At 55.9% G+C, this 16,776-nt stretch carries 15 protein-coding genes; 5 read left to right on the top strand and 10 right to left on the bottom strand.

Annotated features, from left to right (window positions below; genetic code table 11):
* From AC2FLO_RS20995 to AC2FLO_RS20985, 3 genes are read left to right on the top strand one after another with little or no spacing between them, the layout of a single operon-like run.
* On the top strand, positions 1-1,113 hold the full coding sequence (locus tag AC2FLO_RS20995; RefSeq protein ID WP_480588612.1) for an ABC transporter ATP-binding protein: 1,113 nt from the start codon (positions 1-3) through the stop codon (positions 1,111-1,113).
* A gap of 12 nt (positions 1,114-1,125) precedes the next feature.
* On the top strand, positions 1,126-2,046 hold the full coding sequence (locus tag AC2FLO_RS20990) for an ABC transporter permease (RefSeq protein WP_480588611.1): 921 nt from the start codon (positions 1,126-1,128) through the stop codon (positions 2,044-2,046).
* Positions 2,043-3,311 (top strand): ABC transporter permease, encoded by a 1,269-nt coding sequence (locus AC2FLO_RS20985; protein ID WP_480588610.1) that lies wholly within the window; start codon positions 2,043-2,045, stop codon positions 3,309-3,311. The genes AC2FLO_RS20990 and AC2FLO_RS20985 overlap by 4 nt, the downstream gene beginning before the upstream one ends.
* Positions 3,312-3,354: 43 nt before the next feature.
* Here the strand turns inward: AC2FLO_RS20985 and AC2FLO_RS20980 are convergent, their stop codons facing one another.
* The 10 genes from AC2FLO_RS20980 to AC2FLO_RS20935 all read right to left on the bottom strand — a co-directional run bounded on the left by AC2FLO_RS20980 (position 3,355) and on the right by AC2FLO_RS20935 (position 14,620).
* Positions 3,355-5,271 carry a beta-galactosidase gene (locus AC2FLO_RS20980; RefSeq protein WP_496754209.1) on the bottom strand — a complete coding sequence of 639 codons (1,917 nt, stop codon included), beginning with the start codon at positions 5,269-5,271 and terminating at the stop codon, positions 3,355-3,357.
* Complete coding sequence (locus tag AC2FLO_RS20975; RefSeq protein ID WP_496754207.1) at positions 5,268-6,128, bottom strand: SMP-30/gluconolactonase/LRE family protein; 861 nt, start codon at positions 6,126-6,128, stop codon at positions 5,268-5,270. Before AC2FLO_RS20975 ends, AC2FLO_RS20980 begins: the two co-directional genes overlap by 4 nt.
* Positions 6,125-6,730: a 2-dehydro-3-deoxy-6-phosphogalactonate aldolase gene (locus AC2FLO_RS20970; RefSeq protein ID WP_496754205.1), complete on the bottom strand. Its 606-nt coding sequence runs from the start codon at positions 6,728-6,730 to the stop codon at positions 6,125-6,127. Before AC2FLO_RS20970 ends, AC2FLO_RS20975 begins: the two co-directional genes overlap by 4 nt.
* Positions 6,727-7,620 (bottom strand): 2-dehydro-3-deoxygalactonokinase, encoded by an 894-nt coding sequence (locus tag AC2FLO_RS20965; RefSeq protein ID WP_480588606.1) that lies wholly within the window; start codon positions 7,618-7,620, stop codon positions 6,727-6,729. The genes AC2FLO_RS20970 and AC2FLO_RS20965 overlap by 4 nt, the downstream gene beginning before the upstream one ends.
* A gap of 4 nt (positions 7,621-7,624) precedes the next feature.
* Entirely contained in the window at positions 7,625-8,389 is a 765-nt protein-coding gene (locus AC2FLO_RS20960) for an SDR family NAD(P)-dependent oxidoreductase (RefSeq protein ID WP_496754203.1), read from the bottom strand.
* Complete coding sequence (locus AC2FLO_RS20955) at positions 8,389-10,095, bottom strand: IlvD/Edd family dehydratase (RefSeq protein WP_496754202.1); 1,707 nt, start codon at positions 10,093-10,095, stop codon at positions 8,389-8,391. Before AC2FLO_RS20955 ends, AC2FLO_RS20960 begins: the two co-directional genes overlap by 1 nt.
* Positions 10,096-10,153: 58 nt before the next feature.
* A complete protein-coding gene (locus AC2FLO_RS20950; RefSeq protein WP_496754200.1) occupies positions 10,154-11,494 on the bottom strand; it encodes an alpha-glucosidase/alpha-galactosidase in 1,341 nt (446 codons plus the stop codon).
* Positions 11,491-12,339 carry a carbohydrate ABC transporter permease gene (locus AC2FLO_RS20945; protein WP_480483663.1) on the bottom strand — a complete coding sequence of 283 codons (849 nt, stop codon included), beginning with the start codon at positions 12,337-12,339 and terminating at the stop codon, positions 11,491-11,493. Before AC2FLO_RS20945 ends, AC2FLO_RS20950 begins: the two co-directional genes overlap by 4 nt.
* A 1-nt stretch (position 12,340) precedes the next feature.
* Entirely contained in the window at positions 12,341-13,267 is a 927-nt protein-coding gene (locus AC2FLO_RS20940) for a carbohydrate ABC transporter permease (protein WP_480588602.1), read from the bottom strand.
* Positions 13,268-13,360: 93 nt separating this feature from the next.
* The gene (locus tag AC2FLO_RS20935; protein WP_496754198.1) at positions 13,361-14,620 is read right to left on the bottom strand and encodes an ABC transporter substrate-binding protein; all 1,260 of its coding nucleotides are present in this window, start codon (positions 14,618-14,620) and stop codon (positions 13,361-13,363) included.
* A 140-nt stretch (positions 14,621-14,760) separates the two neighbouring features.
* Here AC2FLO_RS20935 and AC2FLO_RS20930 point away from each other — a divergent pair, with 140 nt between their 5' ends.
* On the top strand, positions 14,761-15,567 hold the full coding sequence (locus tag AC2FLO_RS20930) for an IclR family transcriptional regulator (RefSeq protein WP_480588645.1): 807 nt from the start codon (positions 14,761-14,763) through the stop codon (positions 15,565-15,567).
* Entirely contained in the window at positions 15,564-16,622 is a 1,059-nt protein-coding gene (locus AC2FLO_RS20925; RefSeq protein ID WP_496754196.1) for an ABC transporter ATP-binding protein, read from the top strand. Before AC2FLO_RS20930 ends, AC2FLO_RS20925 begins: the two co-directional genes overlap by 4 nt.
* Positions 16,623-16,776 lie beyond the last annotated feature (154 nt).

Genomic DNA, 16,776 nt, shown 5'->3' with positions numbered 1-16,776 from the left:
ATGAGTGCAGGGGTCGGGGTCGATCTGGAAAACCTGTGGATCCGTTTCGGTGACTTCGTCGCCGTGCGCGATGCAAACGTCAATATAAACGGGGGCGATTTCTTTTCGTTCCTCGGGCCCTCGGGTTGCGGAAAAACAACGATCTTAAGGGCTGTTTCCGGCTTTCTCGAGCCTAGCGAAGGCAATGTTCTGATCGGCGGCAAGAACATGCGGGGCATCGGACCTAACAAACGCCCCACTGCTCTGATCTTTCAGAACCTAGCGTTGTTTCCCTTGATGAAGGTCTGGGAGAACATCACGTTCTCGATGGAAATCAAAGGTGCCAGCAGCGCCGAACGGCGCAAGCGCGCTGATGAGCTTTTGGACATGATCGCGCTGCCGGGGCAAGGCGACAAACTGCCCAGCGAATTGTCTGGGGGTCAGCGTCAGCGAGTGGCCATCGCTCGCGCCCTTTGCGCCGAGCCGGATGTTCTGCTTCTTGATGAACCTTTGTCGGCACTTGACCTCAAACTGCGCCAGCACATGCGAACGGAACTGCGTGAGATACAGCAGCGTGTGGGCATTACCTTTATCTACATCACACACGACCAGGGCGAGGCACTGACCATGTCAGACAATATCGCAGTCATGCGTGCAGGTGTGATTGACCAGATTGCCGACGGTAAAACCATCTACAACGATCCCAACACGGCTTTCGCGGCCTCATTTGTTGGCGAAAACAACGTTTTCCGTGGCACGATCAAGCAGGTCATGGGCAACGAAGCGCTGATCTCGACCAACCGCTCGGGCGACCTGGTTGCACGGATATCGACCGCCAACCAAGGCAAGATGAAAGAAGGCGATAGTGCGATGATGTTCATTCGCCCCGAAGCCTTCGCCATTGCGCCCGAGGGGGCTTCGGGTGACCATTTTGTTACCGCGCGGGTCAACCACGAAGAATTCGAAGGCAACGTCTTCAACATCTTTACCGAAGGTGAAGGTGGAAAAGAGATCAAGGTGTCGATCCCTAACCATGGACAATCCTTCGAGGACCACACCGGACAGAACATCACGCTGGAATACAAGACGCATAACGCCGTCATCGTTCCAGCGGGTGAACTGGCTGCAGAATAAGGGGAATAACTCATGCCCCAGTTTCTGAAAGACTTCTTCAATCGCAACGGCACCGGCATGGGAGTGGCGATCCTGGGTCTGGTTCTCTTCTGGACCATCGGCCTGATCATCCTTCCGCAGCTGTCGATGTTGGACTTCTCGTTCCGTCCGAACCTGCCACCGCCAGAGATCGGCGGACCCAAAGACGTATATACACTGGAGAACTACAAATATCTGATTTACGGCCCCGAAGGTGGCGGTCAGGACTACAACACCGTTGATCTGAGGGTGTTTTTCCGAACTCTTGTGGCTGCGGTTTTTGTGACGGTTTTCAACCTGATCATCTGCTATCCGATTGCCTATTACCTGGGTCAGGCCGAAGGTAGCCATATTCGTATCTTTGCGATCATGCTGATCATCCCTTACTGGATCAACGAAATCCTGCGCGCCTTTGCGCTGCGCATCATCTTTGGGGAAACAGGTGTGTTGAACACGTTGTTCACGGGTCTGGGCATCTGGGATACGCCGTTCGACTTCATTCGCAATGACATCGCGCTCTATGCGGGTCTGGGATACGCCTACATTCTGCTGATGATTTTCCCGATGTATAACGTGATTGAAAGTCTGGACAAAAACCAGATCGAAGCAGCACGCGACCTTGGGGCGCCGTGGTGGCGGATACATTGGCGTGTGGTCATTCCTTATGCCAAGCCGGGGATCAGCTCGGGCTGTACCATGGTCTTCATGTTGTCCGCCGGTGCGTTGGCTGCGCCGCAAATTCTGGGCGGGCCGTCCAGTTTGTGGTTCACCCAACTGATCTATCAGCAGTTCAATGACAACAACGACTGGCCACAGGGCGCCGCCTACGCAATCGTTCTGCTGGTCACTTGTATTCTGTTCGTGCTGGCCATGATGCGCCTGTTCAAAGTGAACATGGGGGATATCGGGAAATGAACAATTCCTTCCTCCGTATAAGCATCTGGGTCTATCTGGCGATCTTCTTCCTGTATCTGCTGGGCCCGCTTGTGATCATGTCGATCACCGCGTTCAACTCGTCCGGCTTCCCCCGTATGAGCCCATGGGAATGTCTGACATTCCAGTGGTTTGGCGAACTGTTTCAGGATCAGCGCATCCTAAACGGTATCAAGAACTCGCTGATCATCGGAATTGGCACAGTGATCCTGTCCGTGGCGATGGGTTTGGCAGGCGCGCTGATGCTGACCCAGATCTGGCCGAAGCTTCGCGCGACCTACTATACTGTCATCATCGCACCGATCCTGATCCCCGGTGTGGTACTTGGTATCTCGACGCTGGTCTTCTGGGACCGGATCAACCGGATGCTGGGGCTGGGTGCAGACAGCTTTCTGTCAAACGGCATCTTCCTGACGGTGATCGGCCAATCCACCTTCATCGCCAGTTACTGCATGCTGGTGCTAGTGGCGCGGTTGCAACGGTACGATGTTGCCTTGACCGAGGCGGCACTGGACCTTGGGGCCAGCCATGCACAGGCTTTCCGCAAGATCCTGCTGCCCTTCATGCGCCCTGCAATCGCCTCGGCGGCGGTGCTGGCATTCTTGGCCTCGTTCGAGAACTACAACACCACCACTTTCACCTTTGGTGAATACCCGACGCTGACGATTGAGCTGGCTCAGAAGGTCCGCTACGGCATCACACCCGCGATCTCGGCGCTGGCATTCATTATCGTTGCGCTGACGGTTTTCTTCGCTCTGTTGAACGAAGCCAAGCTTAAACGTCAGGAACTGGTGGCAGCGGCGCGTAAGAACGCAACGGTCGAGGAACTGGCTGGCAAGATCAAGCTGCCAAGTTTCTTTGCCGGCAACATGGCCGCCGTGTTGTTGGTCGCATTTGCGGTTGTAACGATCACCGTTATTGGCACAGCGGCGACCTACAGTCCGGCGCAATGCATTGCCGATGTTCGCGAGCAAAAGCAGCTGGAAGCGGAACAACGCATTCAGGAGCTGCGCAAGCAGCGTGAGGAACGCCGCAAACAGCAGGAGGCGGAAAAAGCCGGGCAGGGTGATGCCCAAACCGCGCCAAAGCCGTCGAATAACAGCGGTTTTGGTAATGTCTTCGCTCCGAACTCGCTGGATGGCAGCGAGAATGAAAGCAATGAAGGTGCTTCCGAATCCGAGAGTGAGCCATCCAACAACAGTGGTTTTGGAGGGGTGTTTGATCCCAACAGCCTGAAAAGCGACTGATCGCTGTGCCAAGCGGCAACCAACGTATCTGCCCGGACAGGATTCAATTCTGTCCGGGTAGATTGCGCTTCAGGATTTTCACATCACAACCGCCGATGGTCGACCCGTTCCAGACCACCGGTTCAGCGTTATAGTTGATCAGGAACATGTGGTCGGCTGTCTCACGCAGTCGCAGTCCTGGCGGCATTGGCTTCAGGCTCAATCCCGTTTCTTTCGCAGCCAAGCCGACGACTCGATCCCATAATATTTCGTTTGGGAAGCCTGCAAGATACCAAAGCCCGTCCCCTGCCATAAGCGCAGGCGCTCCGTCATCAAACCTCAGAGTTTCTTCGGCTGAACCTGAAAGGCGATCAATCCAATGCTGTGCCGCGCCGCCGCCTCGGACCGTCCGGTTGACAGCGGGGGGCAGTGTTTCGACCAAATCCACGTTGCAGTCCAACCCTTTCAGGCCAGGTCTACCAGCGGCGGGGATCTGGAAATCACGGGTAATTGCGCCGCTGCGCGGGCCGAGGATTGCCAGATCCGAGTTGTCCGTTAACCTACGCTCCAAATCCGGGTCAATCGTTGCCAGTCCGGGGGCAAGGATCAGTGCATAATGCGCGGACAGGTCATTGGGCGAAACGAAATCAATCGACAACCCCGCACGGCGCAATGCACGATAGGCTGAGAGGACCAACCGGAAATAATCAAAGCCTGCTCCTTGCGGTAGCGATGTCCAGGCCCAGTCCGAGGGGTAATCAAACAGTATGGCAACTTTGGATTGCGCCTGATGCACCTCGCCCAATGTGGATAGCTCATCCGCTGTCTGACGGGCCTCGTGCAAGGCAGGGGCAGGGCGATTGTCCGGTGTCAGCAAACCCGCGTGCATCTGTTCCTGTGCAAAGGGGGCTTGGCGCCATCGAAAGTAACTCACAACCTCAGCACCGTGGGCGACAGCCTCAAGCGACCACAACCGTACCATTCCGGGCATGGGTGCCGGGTTATAGGGCGCCCAATTCACCGGACCGGGTTGTTGTTCCATCACCCACCATCGGCCACGGCCTACTGCCCGGTAAAGATCATGGTGAAACGCCTGCATGTCCGGATCGCCTTGCTGAAGAAAGGCGGTCTTGTGGGCTTCGTCATCTTCCAATCGGTCCGATAGAAATCCGATCGGATAACTGTCCCAAGTCGCAATATCCAAATCCGCGCCAACCTCGAAGTGGTCGAAATCCAGAATACGGCCCATGTAGTTGTGCAACAGCGGCGCATCGGTCAAAGGTCGCAACACATCGACCTGAGCTTTGTTGAATGCCACAACCTGATCTGAACTGAACCGACGGAATGCCAGTACATGAGCGGGGTTAGGCTCGGTTACAGTTTGATTGGGTAAATCAACCTCTTCGAAGCTACCGTACTCCATCGACCAGAACACGTTTCCCCAGGCCTTGTTCAGCTGTTCTATGGAACTGTATTGAACAGCCAGCCAGCGCCTGAATGCGTTCAGAGCCGGGGTACTATAGCTGACGGTTGTGTCGTGGCACCCATACTCATTATCGATCTGCCATGCCGCCACATACGGGTTGTGACCATAGCGCTTCCCCAGGACCCTTGCGATACGGACACATTCATCGACATAACCCTGGTGGCTAAAGCAATAATGTCGCCGTGACCCGAATTTGCGTGTGTTTCCATGTGCATCCACAGCCAGCATGTCCGGATGTTTGTCCAGCATCCAACGCGGTGGCGTTGCTGTTGGTGTGCCAAGCACGACTTTCAATCCCGCTTCGCCAAGTGTTTCAACCGCGCGATCCAGCCATTCGAATTGCAGGGTTCCGGGGTGGGGCTCCAGCCAGCTCCAGGCGAACTCTCCTATGCGTACCCACGAGATGCCGGTGTCCACCATGCGCGCGGCATCTTCCGCCCACATCGCCTCGGGCCAGTGTTCAGGGTAGTAACACACACCAAGTTCCGGCTTCATAATATGATCCTGTGTTCTGCCTGCCCTCGCCCCGCGTTTGGCATTGCAAAGGTCATGCCGTTGGTGGGTTGGGATTCAATATCCGCGTTGCTCAACCCCTGCCGTGCCGAGGTGCAGAACAGCGTGCCCAAGCCGTCGCCACCAAAGGCCGGGCAGGACGTATGTGACGCGTCGAAGGAGATGGCCTTCAGGAATTGACCTTCGGGCGTGTAGGCCGCGACACGTCCAATCCCCCATTGCGCGATCCAGATGTTGCCGTCGGCATCAACCACCGCACCGTCCGGGTTCAGGCCTTCTTTGCGAAGGTCCAGAAATACCGTGCTTTTCCCTTCGGGCCATCCGCTTTCTGCATTCAAGCTCCAGCGCCTGACCTGCCTGACCGTCGTGTCACAGAAATAGGCCACGGATCGATCCGGTGAAAAACAGATTGCATTGGAAATCGTCACATCCGACACGAGACATCTGAGTGTACCTTTCCAGAACCGATAGATTGATCCGGCCCCGGCTTCAGCCTGTTTGCCCATCGTACCGATCCAGAAACCGCCCCAGGGATCAGCGCGACCGTCATTCGAGCGGGTGATTGGGTTGTCTGCCTCAAGCGGCTTGACCAGCGCTCGATGTCCGGACTTCAAGCTAAACTGCCAAAGACCCGTTTCCGACGCCAAAAGCAATGTGTCACGATCCACATAGCCTGCGGCAGACACATGTTCATCGAAATCCCAGCTTATCTGATTTTCGCCTTCGCGCGTCATCAGGCGTTTGTTGAGAATGTCGAACCAGAAAAGCTGTTGCCGAGCGGGGTGCCATAGCGGACCTTCCCCCAACGCGCATGGGCGGTCGTCAAAGACCGTACTCATCCTGCCGCCTTGTCAAAGGCTGCCACGATTTGCCCCGCGCGTTCTGCGACTTCGACTGTATCCATGCCGGGTTTGTACAGCGCTGATCCAATCCCGAATCCATCCGCTCCGGCTTTGATCCATCGGTCGAAATTTTCAGGCCCGGCACCGCCAACGGCAAAGACGCATGTTTCCTTGGGTAAGACGGGGCGAAGTGCTGCGAGCCCTAAAGGGCCAGCCATGACACCAGGAAACAGCTTTAATCCTGTGGCCCCTGCTTTGAGAGCGGCAAAGGCTTCGGTCGGCGTGTAAACGCCCGGCCAGCTTTGCATCCCCAACGCCACAGACCGTTTGATCACATCAGCATCATAATTGGGTGACACGATCAGCTTGCCGCCGGCATTCCGAACTGCGTCCACCTGATCAATCGTCAATACAGTACCAGCGCCAATCAGGGCGCGATCTTCGAAAGCTTCGGCCAGAATGGAAATGCTGTCGAGCGGATCAGGCGAATTGAGTGGAACTTCGATCCGGTCTATCCCTGCATCGATGATAACTCTGCCAACCGCCTCGGCTTCCTGTGGTTGCAGACCACGCAGAATGGCGATGATGGGGCGGCTCATGCGATTTGCCTTGTCATGTTGCGCGCCAGTGCCAGCCCGGCCAGCGTTGCTTCGGTGGCGTTTGCAGTCTCAACAAAAGCGCCCTGTTGTCTCAGCGCTGCCGCATAGACCCGCGATACGGCATCTGCGCCAATGATAGCCAGTTGTTGGCCCAGCCAATAGGGACGGGTGGCGGCCAATTCAGCACCAATAAGCAGTCCAGACAGCCGCGCGCGCGCGATGTCTTTGTCCTGATCGTGCAGCAGGTCTGCAGCCCGCAAGCCGAACAGGCGCGCAGCCAATTGTTCGGGCTTGGACAATGTATCCGCCACAGCCTCGGCAAAGGCATCTTCATCCCATCCTTCACCTAACGAATGCCGCAGCACAGATTGCGCACTTAACAAATCAAAAAGCTCTCCGGTCATGAGCGTCCGAAAGCTCACGATTTCACCTGCGCTGACCTGAACCCATTTCGTATGGGTTCCTGGAAGGCAGAGGACACCATCCCAGTTCTGGCGAGTTCCCAAAAATCCCGCGATTTGTGTTTCTTCGCCCCGCATCACATCCGGCGGGGTCAATTGCTTTAATCCGGGTATGACGAAGGCCCGGATGCGCGGGTCTGTGCTGGGAACACGGACCGGTACTTGCGGCAAGGGCTGCGACGGAACGGTAGAATAAGGTGCTTCGACCCAGCCTTGGCGTGCACCGACCATACCGCAGGCGATCACATCGATGGGGCCATCCTTCAGCCAGTTTTCAACAAGTTCCATCAGGGCGGTCTGGAACCTGCCGGTTCCGATACGTGCCATACCATTGTCGGACTGCGCGCAGTCCAGCACCGTTGCCCCCTGCATGGCCCAGACCCGCAGGTGAGATGTGCCCCAATCGGCGGCGATCCATTCAGTATTCATTGTGTCACCCTGAAACCACGACGCCGCCATCAACCGCCATACACTGACCGGTCATCGCCCGGCTGGCGTTGGATGCCAGGAACAATGTCGGTGCAACCATGTCTTCGGGTGTCAAATGTTCTTTCAGGCATTGTCGATCCAAATGCGCGGCCAAATCTTCGGGCGTCGCCCACATATCCAGTTGTTTTTGCGTCAAGACCCAACCGGGAGCCAGCGCGTTCACACGTATGTTTTTTGGTCCCAGTTCGCGGGCCAAAGACCGAGTCATCCCTGTAATGCCCGCATTTGACGTCGTATAGATCGGATAGCCTGCATTGCCCATCATGTAGCTGATCGAACTGAAGTTGATGATAACGCCGCCTTCTTTCATTTGCCGGACCGCTTCCTGACAGGCGAAATAATAGGCTTTCAGGTTTACCTCAATCATCCAGTCCCAGAACTCGGTCGTGGTTTCCTCAAGTGTATGGCGTTGGTCATTGGCCGCGTTGTTAACCAAAACGTTCAGGGGGCCGTGGGCTTTGGCGGCTTTGGCCATTGTCGTGTGAAGAAGCTGGGTGTCGGTCATGTCACCCTGCATGAACAGAGGTGCGCGGCCGTGTTTGTCGCGCATCTCTTCGACAAAACCGCTGGCGTCCGATCTGCCGATAAAAGCCACATTGGCCCCCTGAGCCAGAAACCCATCCGTCAATGCTGCGCCCACGCCCGAGCCTCCGCCGGTGATATAGACGGATGACCCGTTCAAGTCTTGAAATGTTGCTGGTTGGGTCATCAGTGGCTCTCTCTGGTCACAAGGCGGGTGTCTTTGCCGACAAGGAAATCCAGATCGGCACCTTGATCGGCCTGCAGCACATGATCGACATATAGTTTGGCATACCCGCGGGAATAATGCGGCTTGTCTGGTTTCCATTGAGCTCGGCGCGCGTCCAATTCTTTTTCGTCCACCAACAGTTCAAGCTTGCCGGCGCTGGCAGATACGCGGATGCGGTCGCCGGTTTTCACCAGCGCCAGCGTGCCACCCGCCTGTGCCTCAGGGCTGACATGCAGGATGACGGTGCCATAGGCGGTGCCGGACATACGGGCATCCGAGATACGGATCATGTCGCGAACGCCTTCCTTCACCAATCTGGCCGGGATCGGCATGTTTCCTACCTCGGGCATCCCGGGATAACCCTTGGGTCCACATCCCTTGAGCACCAGAATGCTTTTGGGAGTGACCGGCAGATCATCCCGGTCGATATTGGCTTTCAGGTCTTCGATGTTTTCGAAAACGAACGCCTCTCCCTCGGTTTCAAGGAGGGCATCTGTTGCGGCAGAAGGTTTGACGATGGCTCCGTTGGGCGCAAGATTGCCACGCAAAACGCGAAGGCCAGCAGCGGGCTTCACCGGATCGTTGAAGGGGCGGATGACGTCGCGGTTGAAACATTCGGCACCTTCGAAATGGGCCGAGATGTCCTTGTTGAGAACCGTTCTGGCCGGGCGCAGGAAAGGTTTGAGTTCGCTCAACACAGCCGGAACACCGCCAGCGTAACAGAAATCTTCCATCAGGTATGTGCCCGAGGGCATGCAGTTCACCAGAAGGGGAATCTCTGATCCGATTTCAAAGTCCTTGAGCGTCAGGTCAACGCCCACGCGACCTGCGAGCGCCAGTAGATGCACAACGGCATTGGTCGATCCCCCAACGGCCGCATTGGCGAGGATTGCATTCTCGAAGGCTTCCCTGCTCAAAATGTCCGATGGTTTCAGGTCTTCGTCGACCATTTCGACAATCCGCTTGCCGGTCAAATGGGCGAGGGCCATGCGGCGGGCGTCAACGGCGGGCAGGGCGGCATTGGTGGGCAGGCTCATGCCCATCGCTTCGACCAGAGACGCCATGGTGCTGGCTGTCCCCATGGTCATGCAAACCCCGGCACTGCGGGACATCCCGGATTCCGCGTTCATAAAATCCTGAAGGGTCATCTCTCCGGCACGCACGGCCTCGGAGAACTTCCACACATCGGTTCCTGAGCCAATATCCTGACCGCGATATTTTCCATTCAGCATAGGGCCGGAGCTGACAACGATCGACGGCAGATCGACCGAGGCCGCGCCCATCAATTGGCCCGGCGTGGTCTTGTCGCACCCGCCCAGCAGAACCACACCGTCAATGCCATATGCGCGGATCGACTCTTCGACATCCATGGCCAGCAGATTGCGAAACAGCATGGCTGTGGGTTTCATCTGGGTCTCGCCCAGCGACATGACCGGGAATTCGACGGGAAAGCCCCCGGCCTCCCACACACCGCGCTTTACCCCTTCGGCCAGATCGCGCAGGCCGGAATTGCAAGGGGTCAGCTCCGACCATGTGTTGCAGATTCCGATGATTGGCCGCCCATCGAAGGCGTGATCAGGAAAACCCTGATTTTTCATCCAGGATCGATGGATGAACCCATCCTTGTCGAGTTTCCCGTACCAATGCTGTGAGCGGCGTTTTGACATTGTTCTGTGATGCTTTTTTAGGTCTGGGTGGATTTGAGTATTTGTAAAAAGGTGAAATTCAAGCGGCGCGAGATGGGCGGCACCAATCTGGCAGCCAGTCGGCATGGGCAGACAGAAGGTCGTTCACCAGATTTCGAATTTGGCGCAGGTCCAGTTCGGCGGCGGTGTGCGGGTCCATCATGGCTGCATGATGGATATGCTCGGGGTTCTGGTCGACCAATGCCCTGACTGTGAGTTCCTGAACGTTGATCTGGGTACGCATAAGGGCGATCAGCTGCGGTGGGACGTCTGTGATGACAGAAGGCTGAATGCCATTTGCATCAACCAGACACGGTGTTTCGACAGCAGCCCCCATAGGCAGCTGAGGTATCTGGCCGGTGTTTGGCAGATTGCCATAGGCCACGTAGGCGGTGTCAGAGATGATTGCGTTCATTATGTCTGCCGCAAACTCATGGCTGCGAGTGACGGCTATGTCGCGCCCGTCAGTCACGGTTTTGGCCTGCTCTTTCCAGTTGCTCATCTGTTCCACACAGCGGGTCGGGTATTCATCGAGTGGGATTGAGAATTTCTCGATCAGGTCCGCCCGCCCGTCTTTGATGAACCATGGCACGTATTCTGCCAAATGCTCAGAACTTTCGGTGCAGAAAAAGCCAAGGTGGTCCATCACTTCGTAGCGCACCTTGTTGGGGCAGCGCGGCATCAGCAGCGGCGCCTTGGGGATCCTGCTGCTGACATAACCTTGCCGAAGGGCGGGGTATAAATCATGGCCCTGATGCTCAAGCCGCAGGAAGAAGGCGACGTGATTGACGCCCGCGACCTTGTAGCGAATGTCGTCTTTTGACAGGTCCAAATCATGTGCCAGTTCCGCCACCGTGTTCTGAACCGAGTGGCACAGGCCGACCTGCTTCAATGATGGATATTTCTCGGCCAGTGCCCAGGTGTTGATGGCCATCGGATTGACGTATTGTAGTAGTGTCGCATCAGGGCATAGCTGCATCATGTCATGAGCTACGTCCCACAAGACCGGCACAGTGCGCAGCCCCCGCATGATGCCACCCACGCCCAGCGTATCGGCGATGGTCTGGCGCAGCCCGTATTGTTTGGGGATCTCAAAATCAGTGACGGTACAAGGCTGGTACCCGCCAATCTGAAAGGCAGTTATAACGAAATCGGCGCCATCAAGTGCCGCGCGTCGATCCGCATGTGTGGATACTGTCGCGTTTGACCCGACGGAACGGACCATGGCGCGGGCTACAGATTCGCTTTCCGTCAAGCGTACGGGGTCGATATCCATCAGCGCAAAATGACTGTCCGCCAGAGCAGGCGTTAACAGAGCATCCCCCACGATGTTCTGCATAAAGATCGTGGAACCCGCTCCGATGAAAGTTATCTTTGTCATTTTACAGCTCCGAGGGTCAGGCCCGCGATAAAGTGCTTTTGCATCAGGAAGAACATGGCAACCGGCGGCAGCGCTGCTACGATCGAGCCCGCGCTCATTAATTGGTAGGCGGCGCGGAACTGGGCGTTGAAACTGGTGATGCCTGCCGTGACAGGTTGGCTTTCCGCGCCCTGTGTCAGGACGACCGCCCAGAAGTAATCGTTCCAGATGAAGGTAAAGATCAGCACGCTGAGTGCGGCTATTGCGGGTTTCATCAACGGCAGCACCACGTACCAGAAGATGCGCCATTCGCTGATACCCTCGACTCGCGCGGCCTCGATTAATTCAAAGGGCAGGGCTCGGATAAAGTTGCGCATGAACAATGTGCAAAAGCCGGTCTGGAAGGCGATGTGGAACAAGACGAGGCCGGTTTTTGTGTTGTAGAGGCCTAAATCCAGTGTCAGGTCGCGCACAGGCACCATCAGGATCTGGAATGGCACGAAATTGCCGGCTACGAACATGAAGAAAATCCATAGGTTCGATTTGAATTTGTAAATACCCAGTGCAAAGCCTGTCATGGAACTGAGGGCAACGGCACCGATTACCGTAGGAATGGTGATCATGAAAGAGTTCAGCAAATATCGCGGCATGTCCGAGTTGAAGAACACAAGCCCGTAATTGACTGCACCTTCAAAACTGGATGGCAAGCCCCAATAGTTGGCGTTGGTGAAATCCGCCGCTGGTTTGACCGAAAACAGAGCCACCGCCAGCAGGGGCCCCAGCCACAGCAACAATGCAAGTGGCAGCATCGCCTGATAGGTGATCTGCGCGGCGCGAGGTTGTTTTTCGATGGGTTTGGGAAACATCTCAGCGCTCCCTTTCTTCGCGATACATCGACCAGAGGAAATAGGCGATGAAGCAGAGCATGATCAGGAACAGCACCACAGCGATTGCCGCGCCATACCCCATGCGGAAACCGTATTCGGACAGGGCGACCTCGAACATGTAATAGGCCAGCACACGGGAGGATCCGAACGGCCCGCCCTGTGTCATGATTGAGATCAGGTCGAAACTGCGCAGCGCTCCGATGATTGTCACGACGAATGCAATGAAAGTCGCCGGGCGCAACTGCGGCAGAATGATGTGCCACAGCATTCTCAAGCCTTTGGCACCGTCCAGGCGCCCGGCTTCAATCTGTTCGGGGTCGACGGCATTCAGACCGGTGAGGTAGAGGATCATGCAATAGGCGGTTTGCGGCCAAAGGCCCGCGACGATGATGCCGTAGGTGACCAAACGTTCGTCGCCCAACACATTCAAGGGGCCCATTCCAAATAAGCCAAGAAGCTCATTCAGAAGACCAAAAGTCGGGTCGTAAAACCACGTGAATACGAGGCCAACGACAACCTGAGAAATGACAAATGGGAAGAAAAACAGCGATTTGTAAAGGCGGATACCCCAGACTGTCTGGTTCAGAAACAAGGCAATGAACAGGCCCGCCGGAATGGCCAGAAGGTATAGGATCAACCAGATTAGATTGTTTTTGAGCGAGATATAGAATGCGTCCCGGTCAACCCATTCCCAATACAAATCTTCATAGTTGCGCATGCCTACATATTCGGCGGCACCCAACCCATCCCACTCGTAAAGTGACAGGTTGAAGGATTGGAAGACCGGAATGATCACGTAGACCATAAAGAACAGCAGGCCCGGAGCCAGAAATAGCCACGGCGCGATGCGCTGTTGGTTTCTGTGGAACCAGCTTTCCTGTTCTGGGGCGTCGGCGGCAGTGGTCATGGGTGTCCCGGATTTTCTTGAGGTGAAGGCGGGCTGAAGCCCGCCCTACAAAGCGGGTCAAATAGGCCGGGCTTCAGCCCGGCCCAAGCCTGATCAGTTGTCGTAGATACGCTCTCGTGCGCGTTCCAGCTTGGCCAGAATACGGTCAACATTGTCTGGTTTAACCATGAATTCCTGGAAACCTTCCATTGACACTTTGGCCATTTCAGCCGGTGCGTCGCGGTCCCAGAACTGAGCCACTCCGCCGGGGCTGTTGGTCGAGAGCATCGAAAAGCCCTGCTGCAGGAATTTGTCATCATCCACCGAAGATTGCGCGTTCACCGGCAACTGACCGAGGTTCGATCCGTTGTTGATCTCGGTCTGTTCATCCGACGAGACAACAAAGCGTAGGAATTCACGCGCTGCTTCTTTGTTCGAGGCATTCGCCGGGATATGGAATGTATCGGTCGGCGCGTCTTCAGCCAGTTCGACATCAGGGTTGATTGACACGAATTGGTAGAAATCCAGCTGATCATCGGTCAGCCCTGCTTCACGCAAGGGCGCGACTGCGAAGTTGCCCATCAGGTACGCGGCGGCTTCTCCATTGACCATGAACGGCAAAGCCTCCTGCCAGCTATAGGTCTGATGGTTATCAATGAAGGCCCCCATATCGATCAGCTGCTTCCAGTTGGCAAAGGTCTGTTTGACCCGGTCATCTTCCCAGCTGATTTCACCATTGGCCAGTTGGTTGTGGAAATCAAACCCGTTGGTGCGCATGTTCAGATAGTCGAACCAACCGCCAGCGGTCCAAAGGAACTTGGTCCCGATGGTATAGCAAGCGCGACCTGAATCGACGATCTTCTGGCAATTTGTCAGCTCTTCTTCCCAGGTAGTCGGTTCGCTTAGGCCCAATTCGTCAAAGATATCTTTACGATAGTAAACGCCCCACTGGTAGTAAGTGTAAGGGACGCCCCATTGTTTGCCGTCGATGGTCATCGCGCCTTTGGTTGATGCCAGGTTTTCGGCGATTTCAGGTTCCGCCCAAAGATCCGAGACGTCTTCGAACAGACCGGCCTCGACATATGGTTTCATACGGTTGGCGGCGTACCAAGTGGCCACGTCAGGTGTGTCGGCCGTCAGAAAGTTGCGGATCTGGGTCTTATACGCCTCGCGGTCGATAACCGTGGTTTCAATTTCCAGGCCGGGGTGCTGCGCTGCAAACCGCTCGATCATCGCTTCCATCGTTGCGCGCGGGGCCGGGTTCGACGTGTCCAGAAAAATCCGAAGTTCTCCGGTCAGGTCGGCAGCCGCCGGTGCCGCGATAGCAACGCCAAGTGCCAGCGCAGCGGTTGTGCGCTTGAAAGTGGAATACATGGTTTCCTCCCTGTTGTTTCCACACAAGTTCCAAATAGTGAAACTATGTTTTATATATTGAAAACTACACATCGACTCGGTTAGTCTTGTCAAGACCCTCGTGCGAACTGCGATGGGCAAGCGGAGGAGAACGGACGCCCGTGTCAGGTGACGGAACTATTGGCAAAGCATGTGACGTGCTGGATCAGGTCGCCGCATTTCAGCGCCCTGTGCGATTTTCGGAGTTGCTGGACGGCAGCGGTTTTCCGAAAGCAACATTGTATCGGTTTTTGCAATCATTAACCAATCAGGGAATGCTATGTTACGACCCCGAGCGCCAAACCTACGCGCCGGGTATGCGTTTGGTACGACTTGCGCATGCAGCCTGGACCCAAAGCTCACTGGCCCCTATCGCACGTCCGTTTCTCGACATTCTAAGCCAGGAAACCGGAGAGACCGTGCATTTGGCGCAGCTCGATGCTGGTCAGGTTCTTTACGTAGACAAACGCAACGCGGCGCAACCGATCGAGATGTATTCCCAGGCGGGTAAGGTGGGCCCGGCATATTGCACGGGTGTTGGCAAGGCGATGCTTGCCTTTCTGAATGAAAGTGACCTTAACCGGGCAATTTCGCAGCAGAGTTTTCACCGCTTTACCGACAAGACTCTGACGTCCGACAATGACCTGCGCACGGATCTCGATCGAATTCGCAGCAAGGGTTTTGCCGTTGATGACGAAGAACATGAACCAGGAATTATCTGCGTCGCCTGCCCCATTTTGACAACAAGCGGTCGGGTCCTGGGCGCAATCTCGGTAACAGGCTCGACCCAACGAATGGATTTTGAACAACTCGAGGCATGGGTGCCTCGTGTGCGGCGGGTGGCTGAACAAATCAGCACGGAGGCACAGGCATGGCGTTTCCCTGAAACGCGACCAGATCTCGGCAATGACAGGAAGCAAGCGACATGACAGGTGTAACCCTGAATCAGGCAATCAAGCGGTACGGCCAGACGCAAGTCATTCACGGCATCGACTTGCAGATCGAAGATGGTGAGTTCTGTGTTTTCGTTGGCCCTTCGGGATGTGGCAAATCCACATTGCTTCGAATGATCGCGGGTTTGGAAGAAACGTCGGAAGGCGAGATCCACATTGGGGTGCGGGACGTAACCCACATGGACCCGGCCAAACGTGGTGTGGCGATGGTGTTCCAGACCTATGCGCTTTATCCGCATATGACCGTGGCGGAGAATATGGGCTTTGGGCTTCGCATGAACGGTGTCCCAAATGCCGAGATCACCAGAAAAGTGCAGGAAGCCTCGAACATTCTGAAGCTTGACCAGTACCTCAAACGCAAACCCAAGGCTCTGTCGGGTGGTCAACGGCAGCGGGTTGCGATTGGCCGTGCCATCGTTCGCGGCCCCGACGTTTTCCTGTTTGACGAACCCTTGTCCAATCTGGACGCCGAGTTGCGCGTGGAAATGCGTGTTGAGATCGCGCGCCTTCATCAGGAAATCGGCGCGACAATGATTTACGTGACCCATGATCAGGTCGAAGCCATGACCATGGCCGACAAGATCGTCGTGCTGCGGGATGGTCGCATTGAACAGGTTGGGGCTCCGATGGATTTGTACCGTGATCCCGACAACCGGTTTGTCGCAGGCTTCATCGGTTCGCCTGCAATGAACTTTCTGGAATGTGACTATGGGGATGGCCATGTCTCCCATCCCGCGCTAGGCAAGCCGTTGCCCGTTTCTGCGACTATCCCCTCCGGTCGGACCAAGGTGATATTGGGCATGCGGCCCGAACATATTCAGATTGACCGTTCGGCCGATACTTGCACCGTGGACCTGACCGAAGCCTTGGGCGGCGTTTCCTATTCATATCTACGGACGCCAAATGGTGATAAGCTGATCATTGAGGAACGGGACGATCAACGAAGCAGAACCGGGGATCGGATCGGCATCGCCATACAGCCAGATCGTGTGATGTTTTTTGATCCAGAGACCGGGCAACGGTATCGTTAGCCACGACCTTCCAGCCCACGGGCAGGCTTACCCGTCCCAAGAGTTACACGACACTTTATCTGACCCGTGGCAAAACGCGCGGGCAGATGCGATTGATTCCAAGTCAAACGTGATTTAAGGGAAGCCCTGTCAAAACAGAGTCACCCAGGGGCTG

The sequence above is a fragment of the Ruegeria sp. TASC047 genome, from assembly GCF_059612445.1.
This window is presented reverse-complemented; position numbering and strand designations above follow the sequence as displayed.